Origin of the sequence: Sorangium sp. So ce131, assembly GCF_051519095.1 — a bacterium.
Taxonomy (GTDB): Bacteria; Myxococcota_A; Polyangia; order Polyangiales; family Polyangiaceae; genus Sorangium.
In genome coordinates, this window is the sequence record NZ_CP150455.1 from 3,135,001 (window position 1) to 3,157,835 (window position 22,835).

At 72.6% G+C, this 22,835-nt stretch carries 17 protein-coding genes; 8 read left to right on the top strand and 9 right to left on the bottom strand.

The features are described from left to right. Position 1: 1 nt before the first annotated feature. Positions 2 to 1,423, top strand: coding sequence for a hypothetical protein (locus WMF43_RS11595; RefSeq protein WP_437679758.1), 1,422 nt, complete (start codon positions 2 to 4; stop codon positions 1,421 to 1,423). 313 nt (positions 1,424 to 1,736) lie between these two features. Next, entirely contained in the window at positions 1,737 to 2,432 is a 696-nt protein-coding gene (locus WMF43_RS11600) for a response regulator transcription factor (protein ID WP_437679760.1), read from the top strand. A gap of 68 nt (positions 2,433 to 2,500) precedes the next feature. Here WMF43_RS11600 and WMF43_RS11605 read toward each other — a convergent pair whose 3' ends face one another. After that, a complete protein-coding gene (locus tag WMF43_RS11605) occupies positions 2,501 to 3,790 on the bottom strand; it encodes a serine hydrolase domain-containing protein (RefSeq protein WP_437679762.1) in 1,290 nt (429 codons plus the stop codon). 59 nt (positions 3,791 to 3,849) lie between these two features. Here WMF43_RS11605 and WMF43_RS11610 point away from each other — a divergent pair, with 59 nt between their 5' ends. Together WMF43_RS11610 and WMF43_RS11615 are read left to right on the top strand one after the other, a co-directional pair. Next, on the top strand, positions 3,850 to 4,476 hold the full coding sequence (locus WMF43_RS11610; protein ID WP_437679764.1) for a TetR/AcrR family transcriptional regulator: 627 nt from the start codon (positions 3,850 to 3,852) through the stop codon (positions 4,474 to 4,476). Between the two features lie 278 nt (positions 4,477 to 4,754). Then, on the top strand, positions 4,755 to 5,555 hold the full coding sequence (locus tag WMF43_RS11615) for a class I SAM-dependent methyltransferase (RefSeq protein WP_437679766.1): 801 nt from the start codon (positions 4,755 to 4,757) through the stop codon (positions 5,553 to 5,555). A gap of 79 nt (positions 5,556 to 5,634) precedes the next feature. Here the strand turns inward: WMF43_RS11615 and WMF43_RS11620 are convergent, their stop codons facing one another. Beyond that, positions 5,635 to 6,603, bottom strand: coding sequence for a D-2-hydroxyacid dehydrogenase (locus tag WMF43_RS11620; RefSeq protein ID WP_437679767.1), 969 nt, complete (start codon positions 6,601 to 6,603; stop codon positions 5,635 to 5,637). Positions 6,604 to 6,889: 286 nt separating this feature from the next. On the opposite strand from WMF43_RS11620, the gene WMF43_RS11625 reads away from it, so the two are divergent. Further along, positions 6,890 to 8,839, top strand: a complete 1,950-nt coding sequence (locus WMF43_RS11625; protein ID WP_437679769.1) for a GNAT family N-acetyltransferase — start codon at positions 6,890 to 6,892, stop codon at positions 8,837 to 8,839. 178 nt (positions 8,840 to 9,017) lie between these two features. After that, positions 9,018 to 9,410 carry a DUF4156 domain-containing protein gene (locus WMF43_RS11630; RefSeq protein ID WP_437679770.1) on the top strand — a complete coding sequence of 131 codons (393 nt, stop codon included), beginning with the start codon at positions 9,018 to 9,020 and terminating at the stop codon, positions 9,408 to 9,410. Between the two features lie 39 nt (positions 9,411 to 9,449). Here the strand turns inward: WMF43_RS11630 and WMF43_RS11635 are convergent, their stop codons facing one another. Then, on the bottom strand, positions 9,450 to 10,250 hold the full coding sequence (locus WMF43_RS11635) for a sulfite exporter TauE/SafE family protein (protein ID WP_437679772.1): 801 nt from the start codon (positions 10,248 to 10,250) through the stop codon (positions 9,450 to 9,452). Between the two features lie 192 nt (positions 10,251 to 10,442). Between WMF43_RS11635 and WMF43_RS11640 the strand changes: the two genes are divergently transcribed. After that, a complete protein-coding gene (locus tag WMF43_RS11640; RefSeq protein WP_437679774.1) occupies positions 10,443 to 12,563 on the top strand; it encodes a hypothetical protein in 2,121 nt (706 codons plus the stop codon). Positions 12,564 to 12,669: 106 nt separating this feature from the next. After that, positions 12,670 to 14,454 carry an ABC transporter ATP-binding protein gene (locus tag WMF43_RS11645; RefSeq protein WP_437679776.1) on the top strand — a complete coding sequence of 595 codons (1,785 nt, stop codon included), beginning with the start codon at positions 12,670 to 12,672 and terminating at the stop codon, positions 14,452 to 14,454. On the opposite strand, the gene WMF43_RS11650 is transcribed toward WMF43_RS11645, so the two are convergent. Genes WMF43_RS11650 through WMF43_RS11675 form a run of 6 tightly spaced genes read right to left on the bottom strand, consistent with a single transcriptional unit; the run spans position 14,435 to position 22,776 of the window. Continuing rightward, the gene (locus tag WMF43_RS11650; RefSeq protein ID WP_437679777.1) at positions 14,435 to 15,451 is read right to left on the bottom strand and encodes a S41 family peptidase; all 1,017 of its coding nucleotides are present in this window, start codon (positions 15,449 to 15,451) and stop codon (positions 14,435 to 14,437) included. The two genes, WMF43_RS11645 and WMF43_RS11650, sit on opposite strands and share 20 nt — an antisense overlap. Positions 15,452 to 15,463: 12 nt before the next feature. Next, entirely contained in the window at positions 15,464 to 16,144 is a 681-nt protein-coding gene (locus tag WMF43_RS11655; protein WP_437679779.1) for a DUF3540 domain-containing protein, read from the bottom strand. A gap of 10 nt (positions 16,145 to 16,154) precedes the next feature. Then, positions 16,155 to 17,891, bottom strand: a complete 1,737-nt coding sequence (locus WMF43_RS11660) for a pentapeptide repeat-containing protein (protein ID WP_437679781.1) — start codon at positions 17,889 to 17,891, stop codon at positions 16,155 to 16,157. Then, on the bottom strand, positions 17,888 to 20,320 hold the full coding sequence (locus WMF43_RS11665) for a DUF2169 family type VI secretion system accessory protein (RefSeq protein ID WP_437679783.1): 2,433 nt from the start codon (positions 20,318 to 20,320) through the stop codon (positions 17,888 to 17,890). Before WMF43_RS11665 ends, WMF43_RS11660 begins: the two co-directional genes overlap by 4 nt. A 24-nt stretch (positions 20,321 to 20,344) precedes the next feature. After that, the gene (locus tag WMF43_RS11670; RefSeq protein WP_437679785.1) at positions 20,345 to 21,481 is read right to left on the bottom strand and encodes a hypothetical protein; all 1,137 of its coding nucleotides are present in this window, start codon (positions 21,479 to 21,481) and stop codon (positions 20,345 to 20,347) included. Between the two features lie 41 nt (positions 21,482 to 21,522). Further along, entirely contained in the window at positions 21,523 to 22,776 is a 1,254-nt protein-coding gene (locus WMF43_RS11675; RefSeq protein ID WP_437679786.1) for a hypothetical protein, read from the bottom strand. Positions 22,777 to 22,835: the final 59 nt, after the last annotated feature.

Below are 22,835 nucleotides of genomic sequence, written 5' to 3' on the forward strand. Positions count from 1 at the left end.
AGTGACCGCGTACCGCCTGCTCTTCCGGACCGCTGTGCTCGCCCTCGCCACGGCGACCGCCACGGTCGCGTCCGCACGCCTTCCTCGGCCGGAGTACGCCCCGCCGGACGTGTCAGCTCCCTCGGCCGCGCCGCCTCCCGCGCCCGAGCCCGCCGCGTGGCGCGCGCTGGTCGTGGGCGGCGGCCCGAGGCCACCCATGAACCAGGTGGCCATCGAGGCCCACATCCGGTACTTCACCACGTTGCTGCCGTCCTGGGTGGAACGGAGGGTCCTGTTCGCGGACGGGCGCCGGGGCACGCAGAGCGTCCAGTACCTCGACGGGCGCCGCATGCGGTACCGCGCGCCCCGGCTGCCGCGCATCGACGGCGCGACGACCCGCCCGGGGTTCGACGCGATCTGGCGCCGGTTCGTCGCGGCGCGCCCGGCGGATCCGCTGCTGCTCTACTTCGCCGGCCACGGGAGCCGCAACCCGCGGAACGACCTCGACAACAATGGGTTCGACCTCTGGGGCGGCGGGGGGCTGTCGGTGCGCGAGCTCGCCGCCCGCGTCGAGGAGCTGCCCGAAGGCACGCCCGTCGTCGTGGTCATGGCCCAGTGTTTCTCCGGCGCGTTCGCGAACCTGCTCTTCGAGGGCGGCAGGCCTGACGGCGCGCTGGTCGAGCGCGACGTCGTGGGCTTCTTCGCGGCGACCAAGGAGCGCCCCGCCTCGGGCTGCACGCCCGAGATCAACGAGGCGACCTACAACGATTTCAGCAGCGTCTTCTTCGCCGCCCTCTCCGGCGTCGACCGCCTCGGCCGGCGCGTCACCGGCGCCGATTTCGACGGCAACCGGTTCGTGGGGATGAACGAGGCGTACGCGTACGCCCTCCTGCACCAGGCGACCAGCGACGTGCCGGTCGCCACCTCCGACGTGTTCCTGCGCCGCTTCGTCCACAAACCGGATCACGAGACCATGGCGACGCCGTACTCCCGGATCCTCGCATGGGCGACCCCGGCCGAGCGGGCCGCCCTGGAGGGCCTCTCCGGCGCGCTGGGCCTCCGCGGCGAGGACCGGCTGCGCACGACCTACGACCTCGAGCTCGGGCCCGGCGCCGGCCCGCAGGACGTGGAGGACGTCACGTCGGCGCACCGGCTGCGGTTCATCCGGCTCGCGAAGAGCGTGGTCCTGGCGAGGGCGCTGCGGCAGGGCGGCGACCGCGCCCGGATCGAGCGGTTCGAGCGGCTGCGCGCCGCGGAGGCCCGCAACCCCCTCCTCGAGGCGAAGGCCGCAAAGCCATCGCGGGAGAAAGCAAGCGGGCCGACCCCAGGCGGATCGACGGTCAGGGCCGGGGCCGCGGGAACGTCGCCGCAGGCTGCGACGCAACGGCGCGAACCGCGCCCGGATCGCCAAAAGGTGGAGCGTCGTCGGCAGGGCCGACCGTGATCCGGAGCCGCTGCTGGCGCGTCGCGCCCCCATCGAGCGGCGCAGCCGTCCGAGTGGCGGAAAGGTGCGAGGAGGTGGCACGGTGGCACGCTGGCACGTGGCACGTCGGCCTGCGCTCGCCGCAGCGAGCCATTTCTGGGCTTAAAAAGATGCTCTGACCGGGGTCGGCGCGCCGAAAAGCGGTCGGCCCGACCTTTGTATTGGACCCGCGGCGAGGGCCCGGGGGCGTCGAGCTTCCCGCGCTCAGCTGGCGAGAGGGGGGCCACGCACGCGCGTCGGTCCAGCCTCGCATGGCGACGAAAGGGGTCGGGTCTTGGTAGATTCAGCAACATTTCGCGGCGCGCCCTGGGGCGAGCCGCTTGTCCGGTGGTGCCAGCAGGTCGGGTTCGTCTGCGAGGAGATCGACGGCGGCATCGTCGAGCTGCTCGATCGCTCGGGGCGGGGCACGCCGCGCATCCTCGTGGCCGATTTCGATGCGCTCGCCGCGGCGTCCGCGCTGCGCGTGCGCGGCGGGTCGGCGGAGGCGCCGCTCTTCATCATCGCCTCGAGCGCCCAGGAGGCCGCCGAGGCGCTCTGGGCAGGCGCCGACGAGGTGCTCCGCGGGCCGCTCGACGAGGTCGAGCTCCACGCGCGCCTCTCGCGCATCTGCCGGCCGCGCGGCCCGTCGCAGCTCTCGTTCGGGCCGCTCTTCATCGACAGGTCGCGGTGCGAGGTCCTGGCGCGCGGGCAGCGCGTCCAGCTCAGGAAGGCGGAGTACTCGCTGCTCGTGTACCTGATCGAGCAGCACCCGCGCGCCGTGGATCCGCACGAGATCATGCGGGTCGTGTTCCAGGCGCGAGGCGACGGCGGGACGGTCCGCTACCACGTCTGCATGCTGCGGAAGAAGCTCGCCGCGGTCGACGCCGACGTCCTCCGGAACATCCGCGGCGTCGGCTACTGCGCCAGCTGCGGCTGCGCGAGCTGCGAGCCGGCCGAGGGCGAGGCCGAGGCCATCGGCCCCGCGGCGTAGCGCGGCGCGGGGCTCCGGCGCGGCGCCGCGTGGGGCGCGCGGCGTGGCCCGGCAGGGGCGGGCCCGCGTTACGGCTGCGCCGCCCCGTAGACCGCGCGGCGGATGGCGTCGGGGTACTCCCCCTGCATCCCGGCCAGGGCGGTGTTGGTCAGGATGACGACCGTGAGCCGCGCGCTCGGGTCGACCCAGAAGGAGCTGCCGTAGGCGCCGCCCCACTGCCAGGTGCCCGGGGCCGAGGGCATCGTGGCATCCGGCTGCTGCAGGACCGCGAACCCGAAGCCGAAGCCCCACGTGCCGCCGGGCTGCTGCACCTTCAGGTTGCCGATCTGGTTCGAGGTCATGGCCGCCGTGGTCTCCGGCCGCAGGATCTTGCCGCCGCCCGTGCGCACCGCCTCGAGGAACTTCACATAGCCGCCGGCGGTCCCGACCATCCCGGCGCCGCCCGACGGGTAGGAGCGCGGATCGAAGATGCGGGCGGGCGAGTAGGTGACCTCGGTCGGCCCGAACTTCACGGGCTGCGTATCCTTCATGCGCACGGGCGCAGGGCTCGCGTCCCCGTACGGGATGGCCAGCCGGCCCGCGTCCTCGACGGAGAACGAGGCGTCGATCCCCAGCGGCCCCGTGACCAGCCGGCGGACCACCTCCGGGAGCGGCGCGCCGCCCGCCTTCTCCACGACGCCGCCGAGCACGTCGGTCGCCATCGAGTAGTTCCACGACGAGCCCGGCTCGAAGAGCAGCGGCGCCTGGGCGATGCGCTCGAGGTTCTCGGCGAGGGAGAGGCCCGGCTGATCGAGCCCGTTCGAGACACGCGCGCGGTGGTACGGCCCGTCCGGGGGCTCCATGAACCCGTAGTTGAGGCCCGCGGTGTGTGTGAGCAGGTGCCGCACCGTGATCGCCGGCGCCTTGCCGTCCGGGAGCTTCGGCTGGAACGTCGGGAGCCACTTCGCGACCGGGTCGTCGAGCTTGAGCGCGCCCGCGTCCACGAGCGCCAGGGCGGCCGCGGACACGATCGGCTTGGTCATGGAGGCGAGGCGGAACACGGTGTCCTCGCGCGCCGGCTTCTGCGCCTCCCGGTCCGCGAAGCCGGCGGCGCGCCGGTACACCACGTTCCCGTCGCGGGCGACGACGACGACCGTGCCGACGATGCGCCCCTCGGCGGTCGCCGCGTCGACCACCGCGTCGAGCCGGCGCTTGAGCGCGTCGTCGACCGGCGGCGGCAGGGGCGAGCTGGCGGCCGGCGCAGGAGCGGCGGCAACGGCCGCGGGGGGCGCCGGGGACGCGCACCCGATCAGGGCGGAGGGCGCCAGGGCGAGCAGCAACGTCGAGACGGTCAGGGCAGAAGCAGCGCGTAATTTCATAGTGACCGATACATAAAGTGGCGAACTGCACCGGTCAAGGACATTATGTAGTGATCGCTATGAAGACCGGCCCCACCCCTCCGTCCCGAGGCCGCCCTCGCGCCTTCGACCGTGACGCCGCGCTCGACGCGGCCCTCCAGGTGTTCTGGCGGCATGGCTACGACGCGACGTCGCTCTCGGAGCTGACGGCGGCGATGAAGATCTCGCCGCCCAGCCTGTATGCCGCGTTCGGCAGCAAGAAGGGGCTGTTCCTGGAGGCCGTGGACCTCTACTCCCGCAGGTACGGCGACGGCGCGAGGCGAGCGCTGGAGGAGGCGCCCACGGCGAAGGCCGCGATCACCCGCCTCCTGATGGACTCCGCGGCGATCTTCAGCGCGCCGGCGCACCCGTCCGGGTGCTTCATCGTGCTCAGCGCCGTGAACTGCACGCCGGGCTCCGCGGAGATCGCGGCCGCCCTGCGCGAGCGCCGGACGGCGAACGAGGCGGCGCTGCGCGAGCGCATCGCGCGCGGGATCGAGGACGGCGAGCTGCCCCCCGGGACCGACGCGGCTGCCCTCGCCAAGTTTTACGGGGCGGTGCTCCAGGGCATGTCGGTGCAGGCGCGCGACGGCGCGCGCCGGGAGGAGCTGGAGAGCGTGGCGCGCGCCGCCCTCCTGGCCTGGCCGGCGCCGCCGGAGGATCGATGACGGCGCTCGAACCCGCCGGCGATCGACGATCGCGCGCGCCCCCGCGACATGACCGAGGGGCGCTCAGGCCGGCGTTCGTCCGGCGTTCGTCCGGCGTCGTCGACACACGTCCTCGGATGAGGCAGCTCCTCACTCGAGAACACACTTGCCTGTTCCGTTATGGCAGATTAATGTCCTTTATGGCGGACGCTGCGTCGGACATCGGGTGAGCCGAGGAGATCTCCCGGTTCGGGTCCGCCTTCCTCGATAGTCGACCTCCTCGGGAACAAGGGATCACGATGGTCAGCCTCGCGCTCGATTCAGCTGCTCTGGCAGAGACGTACGATCGGGTCAGCGATCGTCAGTTCAACCATGGGAAGCTGCTCGTCCAGGATCTGCAGATCGCTCCGGGCGAGCGCGTGCTCGACGTCGGGTGCGGGACCGGCCGCCTCGGGGCGTATGTCGCGGATCTCGTCGGCCCTTCCGGGGAGGTGGTCGGCCTCGATCCGCTGCCGCTCCGCGTGGAGCTGGCGAACAAGAAGCGCAGGCCGAACTTCCGGGCGAGCGTCGGGCGGGCCGAGGATCTCTCGCAGTTCCCGGACGGGAGCTTCGATGTCGTCTTCCTGAACAGCGTGCTGCACTGGCTGCCCGAGAAGCTCGGCCCGCTGCGCGAGGCGCGCCGGGTGCTCGCGCGGGGCGGCCGCCTCGGCGTCAGCTCGGCCTCCAAGGAGCGCCCGCACGACTTCGAGGTCGTGCTGAAAGGCGTGCTCTCCTCGCTCGGGATCGCCGCCACGGCAGAGACGTCCGGCAGCACGACCTACAAGGTGACCTCCGAGGAGCTCGGCAGCACGCTCTCGCTCGCCGGCTTCGCGGATCTCCACCTGGAGATCCGCACCTTCACGGATCACTTCGCCGACACGGACGACGTGGTCGCGTTCAACCTCGCGAGCTCGTTCGGCAACTTCCTGTCCAACTTCGCCCCGGCGGACGCCGCGCGGGTGAAGGCGGCGCTAGCGGCCGAGCTCGAGCGCCGGCGCGCGCCCGAAGGGATCCGGCTGCAGCGAAACCTGATCTTCGCCGTCGCGCGCGCGGGCGGCTGACCTGCGGCTCGCCCGGGACCGAGCGGCGCGGCGCCGCCTCGCCCCGAGGCGGGCCGCGCCGCTCGGCCGAGCGCCCAGCTCAGTAGCCCGCCTGCTTGTCCACCACGTTGACGAGCGGCCGGCCATCCAGATACCGGGCCAGGTTATCCAGGAAGATCTCCGAGGCGCGCTCCACGTAGCCCGGGTGCGCGCCGGAGTAATGCGGCGTGAGGAGGACGTTCTCGAGGCGCCAGAGCGGGTGATCGCGCGGCAGCGGCTCGGGGTCCGTGACGTCGAGGCCCGCCCCGGCGATCCGGCGCGATCGGAGCGCGTCGACGAGCGCGTCGGTGTCGATGGTCCCGCCGCGCCCGATGTTGACGAGGATCGCGCTCGGCTTCATCGCGGCGAGCTCGTCGCGGCCGATGAGCCCGCGCGTCGCCGGCGTGAGCGGCAGCGTGTTCACCACGTAGTCCGACTCGGCGAGGAAGGTCAGGAGATCGGCGTTCCCGTAGATCCGCTCGAACCCCTCGACCGGCGCGGCATTGCGCTTGAGCCCGATCACCCGCATGCCGAACGCGGCGCCGATCTGGCCTGTCCTCTCCCCGATGGCGCCGACGCCCAGCACACCCAGCGTGCTGCCGGAGAGCATCCTGAGGCCCTCGCGGAGATCGTCGCTCTTCCACTCGCCCTGGTGCTGCCGCAGGGCTGCGTGGTGCAGGTTGCGGCCGAACATCAGGATCAGGCCGAAGATGTGCTCGGCGATGGGCTGCGCGTGGATGCCGCTCGCGTTCGTGAGGACGAGATCCTCGCGCGCGGCCAGCTCGGGCGTCAGCACCCGGTCGACCCCCGCGCCGATCGTCTGCACCCACCTGAGCGCCCGCGCCTGCTCGAGCACGCGGCCGTCGATGACCGACGTGAGCAGCACCTCCGCCTCGGCGAGCCACTCGGGTCGCGCGCGGTGCTGCGCGGCCGTGATCACCCGCACCCTCGGCGAGACATCGCGGATGCGCGAGACGATGGCCGCTGGAATGTCGGTGTTCAGGAGCAGGATGACGGGGGTCTCGGCCATGGCGTGAGCGTCCTCGCCGCCGGGGTATCCAAATGCCAGACCACGGCCGCGGAGGCGGCGCCCGGAGCGCGCGGGGCCCGCGGTGCCCCCCTGGCAGCACCGCGGCAGCAAGCGCTGCGCGCGCGGCAGCACCCGGCGCGGCCCCGGTCCGGGCGCGCCGGCGGCGCGGGCGGTTGCGCCGCCGCTCCCCTCTGCGACCTTACGCCGCCGTGAGGAGCCGGGGGCCCGCGTCGGGCGCCGGACGCAGGTGCCCGGGCGGGGAGCGCCCGGCCCTCTCGGAGGCCAGGTGAGCGAACGACTCGACGTCAAGGTGCTGTACCGCCGCGGGGAGCTCGAGGCGCTGCGGGAGCCGTGGAACGCGCTGTGGAACCGCTGTCCGGACGCGACGACGTTCCAGCGGCCGGAGTGGCTGATCCCGTGGTGCCGCGAGCTCGGGCCCGAGCAGGTGCTCACCCTCGCCTTCTGGTCGGAGCAGGGGCTCGTCGGCCTCGCCCCCCTCGCGATCCACCACTACAACGGCGAGCGCCTCGTCGCGCTGCTCGGCGCCGGGATCACCGACTACCTCGACGTCCTGGCCGCGCCCGGGTACGAGCGCGCGGTCGCGGAGGCGGTGTTCACCTGCCTCTGCGAGCGGGTCGACGCGTGGGACCTCGTGGAGCTCGGCGACCTGCGCCCCTCGTCGCCCCTGCTCGCGATCGAGGCGCCCCCGGGCTGGTCGGACGAGGTCGAGAAGCACGAGGCGTGTCCGAGGTTCACGATCCCGGAGGGCGCCGGGCCGGACGCCCTGCTCTGGCCGGCCATCCGCGCGCGCGTCGGCCGGGCGCGGAAGCGGCTCGCGAAGGCCGGGGAGGTGCGCGTCGACATGGCCGAGGCGGCGACCGTGGACGAGCTGCTCGACGCGCTGTTCGCGACCCACCGGGCGCGCTGGACCTCGCGCGGCGAGGGCGGCGTGCTCGGCGAGGCGCTCTGGCCGTTCCACCGCGCGGTCGCGAAGGGGATGTGCGAGCGGGGCGCGCTGCGGCTGTTCGGGCTGCGGCTCGACGGGCGGATCATCGCCTCGTTCTACGGGTTCGCCGAGCGGGACCGGCTCGCGTGGTACCTCAGCGGCTTCGATCCGGAGTTCGCCGTCCTGAGCCCGGGGCTCGCGATGTTCGCCAGCGCGATCGAGCACGCGGCGCGCGAGGGCGTGCGGACCATCGACTTTCTCCGCGGCCGCGAGCCGTACAAGTACGAGTGGGGCGCCGTCGATCGGTTCACGTACCGGAGGCGGCTGCGGCACCGGGGCGCACGCGTGGAGGTCGGCCGGGGTGGCGGGCAGGAGGCCGGGCAGGGCGAGCTCGAGGGCGCGGTGAGGGCCGTGTTGTCCGGCGAGGTGTCGCCGGAGGTCGGCCTCGTGCGGCTGCTCGGCGCGGCCGGGGACCTCGCGGCGGCGGAGCGCGCGATCGAGGCCGCGGGGGCGGCGGCGGGGCGGGGAGGGGGAGAGGGCGCGGGGGAGCCGGCGGCGCGCCTCGCGGCGCTGCGCCGTTGCCTGGAGGAGCGGCGCGCCGCGTGCGCGACCGTGGTGGAGATCCTGGGCGCGCACCGGGAGGCGGACGGCGGCGCGGGGGCGGACGCTCCGGCGCGCGCCGCGCGGCTGTTCGACGAGCTCTGCGCCCGCTCGGAGGAGGCGAGCGTCGCCGCGTACTCGCTCGGCGATCCGGCGATCCTCGAGCGGGCGACGCGGGAGGTGGTCGAGCTGCTCGAGCGGTGGGGATCGATCGGAGAGGACCGCGCCATCCTGCAGATCGGCTGCGGGATCGGCCGCTTCGAGGCGGCGCTCGCGCCGCGGGTGCGCGAGGCCTGGGGGCTCGACGTCGCGCCGCGCATGATCGAGGCGGCGCGGCGCCGCTGCGCGGGGCTCTCGAACGTCGTGCTCGCGGTCTCGTCCGGCGTCGATCTCGGCGACGTGCCGCCTGCCCGCTTCGACCTCGTGTACGCGGTCGACTCGTTCCCCTACCTCGTCGCCGCGGGCGCGGCGGCCGTCGACCGGCACGTCGCCGAGGCGCGCCGGGTGCTTCGGCCGGGCGGGGAGCTCGTCATCCTGAACTACTCGTACCGCGGCGACCTCGCGCGCGACGCGGCCGACGTCGCGCGGCTCGCCGCCCGCCACGGCTTCGACGTCCTCGTGAACGGCGAGCGGCCGTTCTCGCTGTGGGACGGGCGGGCCTACCGGCTGCGGCGGGTCGAGCACCTGTGAGCCGCCCGCGGGGGGCGGCCGGGCGTGAGCGCTCGACCGCCGTCTGCGGGCTGCGCCCCACCGAGGCGCGATGAGAGCGCGCGAGAGGCGGCCCGGGTGAGACGCGCTCCTCGGTCCGTCCACGGGTCGAGGAAGAAGCGCGGCGGAGCGCCGTATACGAGAGCAGAAGGTACTTGCCATGAAAACCCAGATCTCTCGCGCGTTTGCCCTCGTCCTCCTGTCGTTCTCTGTCCTCCCTGCCTGCGCCGCCGTGGAGCTCAACCCGGGCGCGGAGAAGATCATCGTCACCAAGCAGCCCGCGCCCCAGGGCTGCCGATTCCTCGGGACCGTCGTCGGGGAGCAGGGCGGGTCGCTCTCCGGGCCGTTCACCAGCAACGCCAACCTCCAGCAGGGCGCGGTGAACGATATGAAGAACAAGGCCCATGACCTGGGCGGCAACTACGTGGTCCTGGAGAACACCAACGCCGGAACGACGATCTCCGGCGACAGGGACTCCATCTCCGGCCAGCAGACCGACGTCACCCACATGGGCAACACGTACAGCTGCCCGCCCCAGCTCGTCGGCCTGTGAGCGGCCGCCACGCCGCGCTGGCGCTCCCGCGGTAGCGGCCTACCCGGGGGCGCCGGCGCTCGCGCCGAACCGGTCCCACGCGAGCTTGGCCGTGAGCACGAGGCCGAGCGCGACCACGAACCAGCGCACCTTCCTCGGCTCGATCCGCCGGGCCACCACCGCGCCGGCGAGCGCGCCGACGATCGCTGCCACCATCATGATCGGCGTGGCGACCGCGTCGACCGCGCCCGCGGCCACGAACGCGAGCGCCGCGACGCCGTTGATCAGGCTCGCGAGCACGGTCTTGATCGCGTTCATCCGGTGGATGTCCGCGCCGCCCGCGAACGAGGCGAGGAGCGCCAGCATCATGATGCCGATGCCCGCGCCGAAGTAGCCGCCGTAGACGCTCACGAGGAACTGGAGCAGGAACACGAGCCACGGCCGCGAGGGCAGGGCGAAGCCCTCCGGCGCGCCGCCCTGGGGGGCGGGCCGCGGCGGGCGCAGGTTCTGCCAGAGGAGCAGCAGCGTCGCGAGGAGCACGAGCGCGGGCACGACGGCGTCGAACACGCGCTGCGGCGTGGCGAGCAGCAGCCCCGAGCCGACGACGCCGCCGAGCAGCGACGGCAGGAGCAGGACGCGGAGGACGTGCGCGTCGCGGGCCAGCTCGCGGCGGTAGGCCCACGCCGACGCGAGCGACGCGGGCGTGAGCGCCACGGCGTTCGTCGCGTTCGCGGCGAGCGGCAAGAGCCCGGCCGCGATCGCCGCGGGGAACGACACCAGCGTGCCGCCGCCGGCCACCGCGTTGATGGCGCCCGCCACGGCGGCGCCGCCCGCGAGCAGTGCGGCCTCGGTCAGATCCACGGCGCGAAATGGCCCGAGGCCCGCGTCGCTGTCAACCGTGGCTTCCGCGCGCGAGGCGCGGCGTCGTCTCGCGGGAGAGCACGGCCCCGGCGGCGCGCACCGCGGCGGCGCCTGCAACGTCGGATCTGGTTCGAGGAAACCCTGGAGCATCGCCGTGGACCTCCGCGCGACTTGGGGGGTAGAACCAGGGAGATGCCCCGCCCGCTCGCCCTCTTGCCCGCGGCGCTCCTCCTCGCGGCCAGCTCCTCCCTGCGGGCGGCCGACGACTTGCCGGCGGCCGCCGAGGAGCGTGGCGCCGGGCGCCCGCAGGTCTGGGCGGTCGACGACGGCACACGCGTCCGCAGGGAGGACGCCGGCCTGCCGCTCTCGCGCGGCGAAGGAAACCCGCTCTGGTGGCCCGGCGAGCCGATCCGGCTCGGCGCGTTGCGCGGGGAGGTGGTGGCGTTCCAGGTGATCGTCGAGGCAGGCGTGGAGCCTGCGCGCGGGGTCAAGGTCGAGCTCTCGGAGCTCCGTCCCGCACGAGACGAGGCGGCGCCGGCGACGGCGCCGGGGGCGCCGCAGCAGCAGGCCGGGGCCCCGGGCGCGCCGGGGGCGCCGCAGCAGCAGGCCGGGGCCCCGGGAGCAGCGGCCGCGCCGGCCTTCGTGATCGAACGCTTCGTCGAGCACTACGTCGAGATCACGCAGCGGTCGCGGAACGACCGCAGGGCAGGGGAGTCGCTCGGGTGGACCCCGGCCGCGAGGCCGCCCGACGACAGGCACCTCGGCTTCCTCCCGGATGCGCTCATCCCGGTCGATCTCGCGCCGCCGTGGGCGCCGTACCCGCTCGATGTGGGCGCCCGCGAGACCCGGGCGGTCTGGATCGACCTCCACGTCCCCGAGCGCGCCGTCCCCGGCGCCTACGAGGGCAAGGTCGTGGTCCGCTCGGCCTCGCACGGCGAGATCACGACGCTCGATCTGAGGCTCGAGGTCGCCTCGGCGACGCTGCCGTACAGCCCGGTCGACTTCATCGCCTTCTACGAGGCCGACGAGGTCGCGAAGCGGGTCGGCGACGGGCCCGCCGTCGAGCAGCAGCTCTGGCAGCTGCTCCACGCGCACCACGTGGACGGCTTCGCGTCGGTCCGGACCCCCGGCGAGGTGGAGCGGCTGCGCGCCGCCCTCGACGGCTCGCTCTTCACGCCGGAGCGCGGCTACCGCGGTCCGGGCGCCGGCGTCGGCCCCGCCGCGGCGGCGCTCGGCGCGTACGGCGGCTTCGGCGATCCCAAGGAGGAGACCCTCCCCCGCGTCGAGGCCGTCGCGGACCTCCTCCCGCCCTCGGTGAACGACGTGATGCTGTATGCGGTCGACGAGCAGTGCGAGAGCCCCCGCGGCCCCGGCTGGCGCCGCCTCGTCCGCGGATCGCGCCTGTCGTCGCGCATCCTCGTGGGGCACTCGTGCGGCGAGATCCACCCCGCGAAGCAGGACGTGGATCTCGTGCTCACGCCGGCCAACCTCTTCGACTCGGAGTGGGCGCGGGCCGCGCGCGAGGCGGGCAAACGGCTCTGGGTGTACAACGGCGCGCTGCCGCGGACCGGCACCTTCATGATCGACGCGCCGCTCACCGGCCTGATGGCCAACGGCTGGATCGCCGCCTCCCACGAGGTGGACCGCTGGTTCCTGTGGGAGACGACGTTCTGGCACGACGGCAACCGCGGCGGCAAAGGGCCAGTCGATCCGTTTATTGTAGCTGAAAATTTCCACAACAAAGACGGCGACGCCTGCCTCGGCGACGGCATGTTGCTCTACCCCGGCACGCAGCGGGGGGAGTTCGCCGCGCGTTCGGCCGGCTTCCCCGGCGTGTTCCCGTCGATGCGCCTGAAGAGCCTGCGCCGCGGGATCCAGGACGCCGGCTACGTCGCGCTGGCGCGGGCGGCGTCGCCCGCGGCGGCGGACGTGATCGTGAAGCAGGTGATCCCGGCCGCGCTCGACGAGGCGCTCGACGCCGCGCCCGCCGCGTGGAGCAGCGAGGGCGCCCCGTTCTTCGAGGGGCGGGCCGCGCTGCGCGCCCTGATCCCGCCGGGCGCCTCGCTCGACGCGGCCGGCGTCCGCCGCGTGCTCGGCGAGGCCGCGGCCGCGCGGCGCGCGCTCGTCCCGCGGGCGCAGGGCGCGAGCCGGCGCGGCGAGGACGGCGCGGCGCCGGGCGTGCCGGGCGCGCTCGGGCGGTGGGGCACGACGGGGCTGCTGCTCGCCGTCGCCGCGCTGGGCGCCGTGGCGCTTGCGCTGGCGATCGCGCTCTACCGACGGGGGTGGCCGCGCCGCGGCGCCGAGGGGCGCTGAGCGCCGCGGCGCCGAGGGGCGCTGAGCGCCGCGGGGCGGAGCAGCGCTGATCTGAGCGCTGACCTGAGGCCGCCCGCCCCGCCGCGCCTGCTACGCTCGCGCCTGCATGCAGAGCCCAGGCAAGGGGCCGCGCCCCAACCCAACACACCTCCGGCGTCTCCTCCGCCTCGCCCGCCCCGAGCTCGGCAAGCTCGCCCTCGGCACGTTGTGCCTGGCCATCGGCAGCGGGATCAGCCTCCTGCTCCCCCAGGTGATCCGCAAGCTCATCGACGACGCGCTCGGGCCCGGCCGGGGCATCGAGGCCGTCGACCAGGCGGGCCTCTGGCTGGCGGGCCTCATCGTGGTCCAGGCTGTCGCCGTCGGGCTGCGGTACGTCCTCTTCTCGACCGCCGGCGAGCGCGTCGTCGCCCGGCTGCGGGCGGACCTCTTCCGGCACCTCCTCCGGCAGGAGGTCGCGTTCTTCGACGACCACCGGACCGGCGAGCTGACGAACCGCCTCGCGTCGGACACGACCGTCCTCCAGAGCTCGGTGAGCGTCAACGTCTCGATGGCGCTGCGGTACGCCGCGTCCGTGATCGGCGGCGTCGCGTTCCTCTTCTACACGTCCCCCCGGCTCACCCTGCTGATGCTCGCGGTGATACCCCCCGTCGCGATCGGCTCGGTGTCGTACGGCCGCAAGGTCCGCAAGCTCTCCCGCGACGTCCAGGACTCGCTCGCCCGCGCCAGCGAGGTCGCCGAGGAGGCGCTCGCGGGCATCCGCACCGTGCGCGCGTTCGCCGCCGAGCCGCACGAGGCCGAGCGTTACGCGGACCGGGTCTCCGCCTCGTTCGCGCTCGCCAAGAAGCGCATCTTCGCCTCGGCGAGGTTCATGGCCCTGGTGACGTTCGCCGGGTACAGCGCCGCGGCGCTCGTGCTCTGGTACGGCGCCCACCTCGTCGTCGCCGGCCGCATGACGCTCGGCGAGCTCACCTCGTTCCTCGTCTACACGCTGGTCGTCGCCTTCGCGCTCGGCGGCCTGAGCGACCTCTGGGCCGACTTCATGCGGGCGACCGGCGCCGCCGAGCGCATCTTCGAGCTCCTCGATCGCGGGCCGGCCATGGCCGACGCCGGCGGCGCCGAGCCCTCCGCCGTGAGCGGGCACCTCGCGCTCGAGGGCGTGCGGTTCAGCTACCCGTCCCGCAGGGACGTGCCCGTGCTCAAGGGCATCGATCTCTCCGTCAAGCCCGGCGAGGTCATCGCGCTGGTCGGGTCGTCCGGAGCGGGCAAATCGACGATCGCGTCGCTGCTCCTGCGGCTCTACGACCCCGACGAGGGGCGCATCTTGCTCGACGGGCGCGACCTGCGCGATCTCTCGCCGGGCTGGCTCCGCCGGCAGATCGGGATCGTCGCGCAGGAGCCGCTCCTCTTCGCGACGAGCATCGCGGACAACATCGGTTACGGGCGCGAGGGCGCGACCCGCGAGGAGATCGAGGCCGCCGCGCGGGCGGCGAACGCGCACGACTTCATCATGAGGTTCCCGGAGGGGTACGCGACGCTCGTGGGCGAGCGCGGGGTACAGCTCTCCGGCGGGCAGAAGCAGCGGGTCGCGATCGCCCGGGCGGTGCTCAAGGACCCTCGGCTGCTCGTGCTCGACGAGGCGACGAGCGCGCTCGACGCCGAGAGCGAGCACCTCGTGAAGGGGGCGCTCGACGCGCTGATGAAGGGGCGCACCACGTTGATCATCGCCCACCGGCTCTCGACGGTGATGGGCGCCGACCGCGTGCTCGTGATGGATGGCGGGGCGATCGTGCAGAGCGGGGCGCACGCGGCGCTGCTCGCCGAGGGCGGCCTCTACCGCCGCCTGGTCGAGCGGCAGGTCGTGAGCGCGGAGCTCATGACGGCGCCGAGGTGACGATCTCGATGTCCGGCGTCACGCCGACCGCGTGGATCGCCTCCCCGCCGGGCAACGTCATCAGCGCCGCCGGCGCGAGCACCGGCTCCGCCGTGGTCGGCTCCGGCACGAGCTTCAGCGCGGTCCCCTTGCCGTAGGTGCGCTCCCCGGCGACCACGGCGCGCCCGTGCCACTGCAGGCACCCGGCGAAGAGCTCCGCCGCCGAGGCCGTGCCGCGATCCACCAGGATGCGCAGCGGCATGCGCCAGGGGTTCTGGTGGCGGGCGCGGTACACGATCTCGTCCCCGTCCGCGTCGACCGCCCGGGCGAGCACGCTGCCGGGCTCCAGGAAGTCGCCCGCGAGCTCGAGGAACGCCGTGAGCTCGCCGCCGGGATTGCCCCGCACGTCCACGACGAGCGACTCCAGCCCTTGTTCCTGGAGCGCGCTCACCGCCGTGTGGACCCGCGCCGGCACGTCCAGGGAGAACGTGCTGATGCGCAGGTACCCGACCCCGGGGGCGAGCCACCCGCTCTCGACCGGGGACGTGCTCCCGCACGCGTGGAGCGCCTTGATCAACGCGTCGACGTCGGCCGCCATCACCCCGCCGGCGGGCCGGGCCTCGCCGTCGACCCCCCCGTTGTAGGTGACGAAGACGTTGGTGACGCTCGGCAGCACCTGCACCCCGATCATGCAGTTGAAGGCGTTGCCCGTCCTCGGACAGATGAACGTCGTCACGTGGAAGAAGTTCACGAGCACACGAGGGTTGCCGACCGTGTGCCGCGCCGGCCCCATGAACGTGTAATGCAGCGAGCCCATCTGGTCGCCCATCGTGATCGGGGACGTCGACACGATGGTCAGGACAGGGAGCCCCGAGACAACCACCGTCGCCGAGAACGGGAAGAACATCGCGTTCGGCGAGAAGTTGGGGAAGGGGAACGGCCCCCCGGGCACCAGCGACAGGCACACGTCCGGGAAGCCGGCGTTGAGCCCGGCGCCCTTGTTGTTCACGGGGAGCATCTCGGCGGCCTCCTATCCCAGCAGGATCTGCTTGCCGTTTACCGTGACCGTCTCCTCGGTCAGGATCGTGGCGTTCTTCGCCTTGGTGAACGCCGTCTTCTCGACGATCGTGTGCGACTCGCTCGCCTGCACGCTGAGGAGCGCGCTCACCCGCTGGTACATCGAGGTGAACTTCTGGACCACGGCGTCCGCCACCATCCGGACCTTGCCCGCCTGGACCTCGAGCTCCGGCCCCCGGATCTCGACGCCCTTGTCCCCGGAGAGCGAGAGCGCCCCCTCCCTCGCGTGGACCGCCACGTCCCCCGGCAGCGACAGGACCGTCCGCCCCGTCCCGTGGAGCACCCCGATCGCGTAGTACTTCTCGTCTCGCCCGATGACGAGCAGCGTGTCCCCCACGGCAGGCTCGTAGGGCAGCGCGAGCGCCATCTCGACGCGCGCCGGCTGGCCGCCCGGCAGCTCCACGGCGATCCGGCCCTCCTCCGCCTCGGTGACCCGCGCGGGGCCCAGGTAGTCGCTCCTCGGCGCCGCCGCCTTGCCCGGGGCCGCCTCGTCGGCCTCCGCGGCGCCGGCCTTCGCCACGCCGATCCTGAGCACGTCCGCGGCGCGGGCCCGCCGGTCGGGCTCGTCGCCCCTCGGCGGATCGAGCCGCACGGCCGCCGCGCGATCACTCTCCTTCATGGCTCCCATCGACATGGCTCCTTCTCTACGAGCGCCGCGCAGGCGGCGTCCAGGCCTCGGCCTCCAGCCGATCGACGTCCGTGCGCCTCACCGTGGCGAGGTTCGCGTCCAGATAACGGGTCTTCTCCTCGCGCACGTGGTGCAGGTTGGCGAGGTGCAGGTCCGCGCCGCTGAAGTCGGCGCCGGAGATGTCCGCGTGGGAGAGATCGGCATACTGCAGCTTCACGCCCACGAAGAGCGCCTCGGTCGCGCGCGCCTCCCTGAAGAAGGTCTCCCTGAGGTCCGCCCCGGCGAGGTTGGCCGCCGAGAGATCGGCCCTCATGAAGATCGCGTTGCGCAGCATGGCCTGCTTCAGCGCGGCGCCGGCGAGCACGCTCTCGCCGAAGAAGGCGGTCTTCGCCATCGCGCCCGACAGCGAGGCGTGCCGCAGGTTCGCCGCCCTGAAGTTCGAGTTGGTCAGGATGGCGCCGTCGAGCCGCGCGCGCTCGAGGTTGCACTGGCTGAAGTCGCAGTTCGACAGGTTGCACCCCGTGAGATCCATCCCCGCGAGGTTCCCGAGCGCGAAGAAGCAGCGCGAGAAGGTCAATCCCGCGATCGCAGTGCGGGTCAGATCCACCCCCGAGAAGTCCACGCAATCGAAGATCGCCTTCTCGAAATTGACCCCCTCCACGACGGCGAACCGCATCGTGAGCTGCGTCAGGAGCGCGCGGGTCAGGTTCGCGCCGGTCAGGTTGGTCTGCTCCAGCGCGCAGCGCACGAGCCTCGCCCCCGAGAGGTTCGCGCCGGAGAGATCGGCCTCGGAGAAGACCATCATCTCGAGGTCCTTCCCCGACAGATCCACGCCGGGCATACGCGCCTGGAACAGCATGCACGACCTCAGCGTCGCGCCGCGGAAGTCCGCGCCCGTGAGGTCGCACCGGGCGAGCATCGTCTGGTCGAGCGTCGCGCCCCGGAAGCTCGCGCCCCGGAGGTTCGTGCCCTGGAGCGACGACTGCGTGAGATCGGCGTTCTCGAAGCTCACCCCGGCGAAGTCCATCCCTTCGAGCGCGGAGCCCGCGAGGTTCACCCCGGCGAGATCCGTCCGGCCGAGGCGCGCGTCGTCGAACACCGTCTTCGTGAGCTTCTTCGGCAGCACGGCGTCGCGCAGGTCGGCCTTGACGAGCACCACCGCGTCGAGCTCGGCGCCGGTGAGGTCGGCGCGCCGCAGGTCCGCCTCCGCGAGCGCCGTGCTCTCGATCCGCGCCCCGGTCAGCGTGGCGCCCGACAGGTTCGCCCTCGTGAGCGAGGCGTGGGAGAGGGCCGCGCCGTCGAGCCGCGCGCCCGACAGGTCCGCGCGATCCAGCCGTGTGCTCGACAGCGTCGCGTTCGCCAGGTCCGCCCCCGCGAGCCTCGCCTCGGACAGGTTGGCCCCCGCGAGCCGCGCGCCCGAGAGGTTCGCGCCGCTCAGCCGGGCCCGGACCATGCTGGTCCCCGTCAGGTTCGCGCCGGCGAGCTTCGCGCCCGAGAGATCGCTCTCGATGAACTTGGCCCCCTCGAGATCGGCGCCCGTGAGGTCGGCGTCGCCGAGCGAGCACCACGCGATCTCCGCGCCCCGCAGGTCGGCCCCCGAGAGATCCGCGCGCCCGAGCTGCACCCGGCCGAGCTTCGCGCCGCGCAGGTTGGCCTTGCTCAGATCGCCGCCGCGCAGGTCCAGATCGCCGAGCGTCATCCCCTCGAGGGATAACCCGGCGCGAACCCGCTCCTTCACCTCGTCCGGCGTCATTGCTTTCGCTCCAGGGTGGACTTCTTCAGGTTCGCTCCCCTGAAATCACAGTCGGATCCCGCGGTGTCGTAGAATTTTGCATCGTAGAGGTTCGCGTCCACGAACTTCACCTCGGGGACGAGCGCCTTGTTCAGGTCGGCGTCGAAGAGGTTCGAGCGCGTGAAGTCGGCCCGCGCGAGGTTCGCCCGATAGAAGCGCGCGCCGCGCAGGTTGGCCCCGAAGAAGATCGCCCCCTCCGCGCTGGCCTCCGAGAAGTGGCTGCCGGTCAGGACGGCAAGGCTGAGATCCGTGCCGGTGAGGGTGGCGCCCATCCACGCGCTCATTTCGCCGCGCGCGCCCGTGAAGACGGCCTTGCTCAGGTCCGAGCCGGCGAAGCTCGTGCCCGTGAGGGTGGCGCCCGCGAACGTGGCGGAGGCCGCGTTGCACTTGGAGATGAAGCAACGTGTCAGCGACGACTGCGAGAGATCGGCGCGCTCGAGCGTGGTGCCCTCCAGGAACGTCGCCTGCCACGCCGCCCCCCTCGCGGTGATCCCGGTCATGTCCGCCCGCGAGAAGATGGTCTGCTCTCCGCGGCTCCCCGAGAGATCGGCCCCCCCGAGGCGCGCGCCGTCGAACGACGCCCTCTCCAGGGCGGCGCCGCGGAAGACGGCGCGCTCTGCCCAGACGTCCTGCAGCGACGCGAGGCTCAGGTCGGCGTCCGTGAGGTCCGCCTCCCTCAGGTCCGCGCCGAAGAGCACGGCCTGCCGGAGCGTCGCCCGCGCCAGCTTGGCGCCCCGGAGGTTCGCCCCCGAGAGGATCGCGCCCGTGAGGTTCGCGCCGGTCAGGTCGCGGCCGCTCAGGTCCTTGTCGCTGAGGTCCTGCCCCGAGAGATCGCCCCCCGGCGTGAGGTTCTCCGGCGCGCTCGGCTCGTCCGGCGAGAGGCCCATCGCGGCGAGCTGCGGATCCCCGGCGACCTTGTCCCACGCCTCCGCGCCGGGCAACGCGACGCCGCGCTTGGCCGCGAGCGCCTTCGCCTCGTCCACCGCCCGCGTGACCCGCCGGAAGGCGGCCCGGAGCTGCCCGTCGCTCACCGGGGGCGCGCCCGGGCTCGCCGCGGGCGCGCTCTCGGCCCACTTCGGCAGGTTGCGCAGCGCCTCGGCGATGACGCCGCCGAGGACCTTCCCTCCGGGCAGCGCCGCCCCAGCGAGCGACGCCATCACGTTCTGGATCTTCTCCTGCTGCGGCCTCGCGAGGTCGCCGAGCCGCGCCTTGAGCAGCGCCGACAGCGGGTCGAGCCCCGTCGTGTCGGGCGGCGGCGCGGCCGCCGCGCCCTTGCGATCCAGCGCTTGCAGCGCCCGCCACTCCTCCACCAGCTCCGGCGTGAGGTTGTCCTCGATCTCGAGCGGATCGGCCTCGAAGCGGCGGAGGATCTCCCGGTAGTGCGCCTCGGGCAGCGGCGGCTCGGCGAGCGGCTCGGAGGCGACGAGCGTCGTGTAGCGGAAGACGTCGTCTTCCTTGTCCTTCACCTCCACGAGGCCGCGCCACGTGAGGAACAAGGCCTCCTTGTCGAGGTCCACGAGCAGCGTGTCGAGGTGCATCGGCGCCTCCCGGAAGCCGCGCTCGTCGTCGTTCACGAACACGCGGATGCGGAGGCCTGGCAGGCGCGACCGGAAGATCTCCGCGTCCGGGTGGAGGTTCTGGAACAGGAGCTCCTCGTCCCCGCGCAGGTACGGGAGCCACTGGTCGGGCCGCGCCGCGTTGAAGTACGTCCAGTCGAAGTCCTCGGCGTAATACGGCGCCTGCTTCTCGTGGTACGATTTGCCGTATTTCTTACCGACCTTCGCGCGCCGCTCCGGCCCGTTCGGCGACAGGGGCCCGAAGCCCGCCGGGGCCGGGCGGTCCGAGCGCGAGAGCAGGAGATCGCCGGCGTTCTCGACGTTCGGGAGCTCGCGTGTCCCGAAGCCCTTGCCCACGGGGTTCTGCGGGTGCTCCGGCCCGCCGAAGCTGTACCGGGCGCCGAGCGGCATGCGGACGAAGGGGACAGGGTCGCTCATCGCGGGCCCGAGCACGCCGTCCATCCACACGCGGTCGCCGACCACGCGCAGGATCTTGGACCAGGACCCGACGCCGAACCGCACCGGACACTCGGTCATCCGCGCCTTGCCCGGCGTATGGCACGTGCCGAGCAAGAGCACGTCCGCGTGCGGCTTATAGTCGGCGAGGTCGCTCGGATACAGGCACTCGCCCGTCTGATCGTGATCGTCGTCGCGGAACACGTCGCCCCGCAGCGTCTCCTGCGCGAGCGCCGGGTGGCCTTCGGGCACCGCGAGCGGCGCGCCGGGCCTGAGCGTGAACTTCGCCCGGACGATCAAGGTCATCTCGGGCTGCGGCGGCCGCCGTGAGGTGATCTTGCTGCCGAAGAGGAACGGGGTGAGGTTCTTGTTCGCCATCCGTGGTGTTCGCCGGCTCGCGCGTCACGTGATCAGGTGGACCGCGGAGATGTGCGTGCGGACGGGTGCGGCCTTGTTGCGGTCCAGGCTGATCTTCGTCTTGCTCGGCCCGAGCTCGATCGAGGGGCCGAGGCTGTGCTGGATGGTCGGGCCGACGTTCACGGAGGACTGGAGCCCGACCGTCACCTCCGCCGTGAGCGGCGCGACGACGGTCGCCTCCACGCCGACCGTCACCTCGACCATGCCCCCGAGCACCACCTCGCTGACCACCCCGAGGTTGACCGTCGTCTCGGCCCCCACGACGGTGGTCATGCTGTTGCCCAGCGTGAAGGAGATCGCGTTCCCGTACTTCTCGTCCTCGGTGTCGGCGTGGGTCACGGAGACGATCTTGTCCGCCGTGGTCGAGGTCTCGATCCTCCCGGCGTCGGTCGTGTCCTTCATGGTCCCTTCGACCTTGGTGGACGAGGTGATCGAGTCGGCCTCCATCTCGGAGGTCGACGGGCCCTTCACGAACGTCTTGTCGGACATCGACTTGGCGTGTGTCTCCGACTCCAGCGTGTCCACCCAGGTCACGTCCTTGATCCTGGGCACCGGCAGCGTCTCCGAGCCCGTATAGGACGCGATGCTCTTCGCCCACGTCTTGTCGGTGATCGCCGGGTTCTCCCCCATGACGGGCCCCTTCGGATCCTTCGGATCGATCTCGTCGAGGTCGCGCGGCGTGTGGTCCCAGCCGGTGACGCTCGTCATCTTGCTGCCGTAATGGTACTCCTTGACGTCGCCGTGGTAGGTGGAGTGGACCTCGCCCTTCACGGCCTTCTCGCGGAGCATCTTCCCCCCGCGGGGGCCCTGCACGACGTCGATCCGCTTCGTCCCCGGCTCGGCGTTGTCGCTCGCGCCCCGGAAGGTGATGCTCTTCTCCTTGAGCCTCGCGTCGTCCTCCACCTCCGAGCCGGACTGGAACTCACGGCGCCCCATGACGTTCAGCTTGTAGTTGCCGCCGATCACCTCGATCTTGTCGCCCCGCGTGGTCGTGACGCGGTTGCCATCGGTGTAGTCGCGCCACGTGAACGGATCGTCCTCGGTGGCGCCGATGCGCAGGTAGGACGACTTGTCGCCGCTCTCGTCGGGCACGTAGAGGATCGCGTACTTGCCTTCGGACATGGGATGCTCCGCAGCTGGGCAGGGCTCGGCCTCGCGCCGTGTCAGAGGTAGATATTCATCCCCGCGAGGACCTTGCGTGTGAGCGAGAGCTCCGTCTTGCTCAGGTGGAGCTCCGCGCTCGTGGTCCCCAGCTCGAGCGTGGGCCCGACGGAGAACTCGACCGTCGGGCCGATGGTGCTCGACAATGTCGCGCCGACCGTCACCTCGACCGTGCCCCCGACCACGAGGGTCACCTCTCCGCCGAGCGTGGCCTCGGCCATCGCCCCCACGACGACCTCCGTGACCACGCCGACGTTGATCGTCGACTCGACCCCCACGACGGTGGTCAGGCTGTTGCCCAGCGTGAAGGAGTTCGCGTTGCCGTACATCTCGTCCTCGGTCTCGGCGTGGGTCACGGAGACGATCTTGTCCGCCGTGGTCGAGCTCTCGATCCTTCCGGCGTCGGTCGTGTCCTTCATGGTCCCCTCGACCTTGGTGGACGAGGTGATCGACTCGGCCTCCGTCTCGGAGGTCGACGCGCCCTTCACGAAGGTCTTGTCGGACATCGACTTGGCGTGTGTCTCCGACTCCATCGTGTCCGCCCAGGTCACGTCCTTGATCGTGGGCACCGGCAGCGTCTCCGAGCCCGTGTAGGACTCGATGCTCTTCGCCCACGTGCGCTCGAGGATCTCGGGGTTCTCGGTGGGGATCGCCTGGGGCTTGGACGGGTTCGTGTCGTCGAGGTAGTCGTCGATGACGTTCAGCGTGGGGAACGTGTCCGTGCCGGTCTGGCTGTACTTGATCTTTCCGTAGTAATAGTCCGTGACGTCGCCGTGGAAGGTGGTTTGCACCTCGCCCTTGACGGTCGTCTCCACGACCTTCCACGTCCCGCCGTAGTCCTGCACCCACTCGATGGTGGTGCCGCCGCCGAAGGTCTCGCTCACCTCGGTGATGTGCCCGCCCGACACGTCCCAGCCGGCCTGGCGCTCGCCGCGGCAGAGGACGAGCATGCGGTAGTTCCCCTGGATCACCTCGATCTTGTCGCCCTGGGTCGTCGAGATGCGGTTGCCGTCGGAGTGGTCGCGCCACCCGCCCTTCGTGTGCAGCTTCGCGGTCTCGGCCTTGCGCTCGGCCACCGGCACGAAGTCCGGGCAGCCGTCCCGCTTGCGCTCGTCGTCGATGAACGTCTGAATCCGCTCGGCGAGGTCGTCGCCCGGGCTCTCGCCCAGCGGCGCGGCGGTGCCGAGGCGGAGGTAGGACGGCTGTCCACCATTCAGATCCGGCACCTCGAGCAGGGCGAACTTGCCTTCGGCCACAAACGCCTCCGTATCGGCTGCAGCAACCGGCGCGCGGCGCGCCTCACCGCCGACCTCGC

Excerpts from the sequence above, each read along its gene's own strand:
- WMF43_RS11655 (WP_437679779.1), bottom strand. The coding sequence starts at position 16,144 with ATGTCGATGGGAGCCATGAAGGAGAGTGATCGCGCGGCGGCCGTGCGG.
- WMF43_RS11610 (WP_437679764.1), top strand. The coding sequence starts at position 3,850 with ATGAAGACCGGCCCCACCCCTCCGTCCCGAGGCCGCCCTCGCGCCTTC.
- WMF43_RS11615 (WP_437679766.1), top strand. The coding sequence starts at position 4,755 with ATGGTCAGCCTCGCGCTCGATTCAGCTGCTCTGGCAGAGACGTACGAT.
- WMF43_RS11660 (WP_437679781.1), bottom strand. The coding sequence starts at position 17,891 with ATGACGCCGGACGAGGTGAAGGAGCGGGTTCGCGCCGGGTTATCCCTC.
- WMF43_RS11640 (WP_437679774.1), top strand. The coding sequence starts at position 10,443 with ATGCCCCGCCCGCTCGCCCTCTTGCCCGCGGCGCTCCTCCTCGCGGCC.
- WMF43_RS11620 (WP_437679767.1), bottom strand. The coding sequence starts at position 6,603 with ATGGCCGAGACCCCCGTCATCCTGCTCCTGAACACCGACATTCCAGCG.
- WMF43_RS11645 (WP_437679776.1), top strand. The coding sequence starts at position 12,670 with ATGCAGAGCCCAGGCAAGGGGCCGCGCCCCAACCCAACACACCTCCGG.
- WMF43_RS11630 (WP_437679770.1), top strand. The coding sequence starts at position 9,018 with ATGAAAACCCAGATCTCTCGCGCGTTTGCCCTCGTCCTCCTGTCGTTC.
- WMF43_RS11650 (WP_437679777.1), bottom strand. The coding sequence starts at position 15,451 with ATGCTCCCCGTGAACAACAAGGGCGCCGGGCTCAACGCCGGCTTCCCG.
- WMF43_RS11670 (WP_437679785.1), bottom strand. The coding sequence starts at position 21,481 with ATGTCCGAAGGCAAGTACGCGATCCTCTACGTGCCCGACGAGAGCGGC.
- WMF43_RS11605 (WP_437679762.1), bottom strand. The coding sequence starts at position 3,790 with ATGAAATTACGCGCTGCTTCTGCCCTGACCGTCTCGACGTTGCTGCTC.
- WMF43_RS11665 (WP_437679783.1), bottom strand. The coding sequence starts at position 20,320 with ATGGCGAACAAGAACCTCACCCCGTTCCTCTTCGGCAGCAAGATCACC.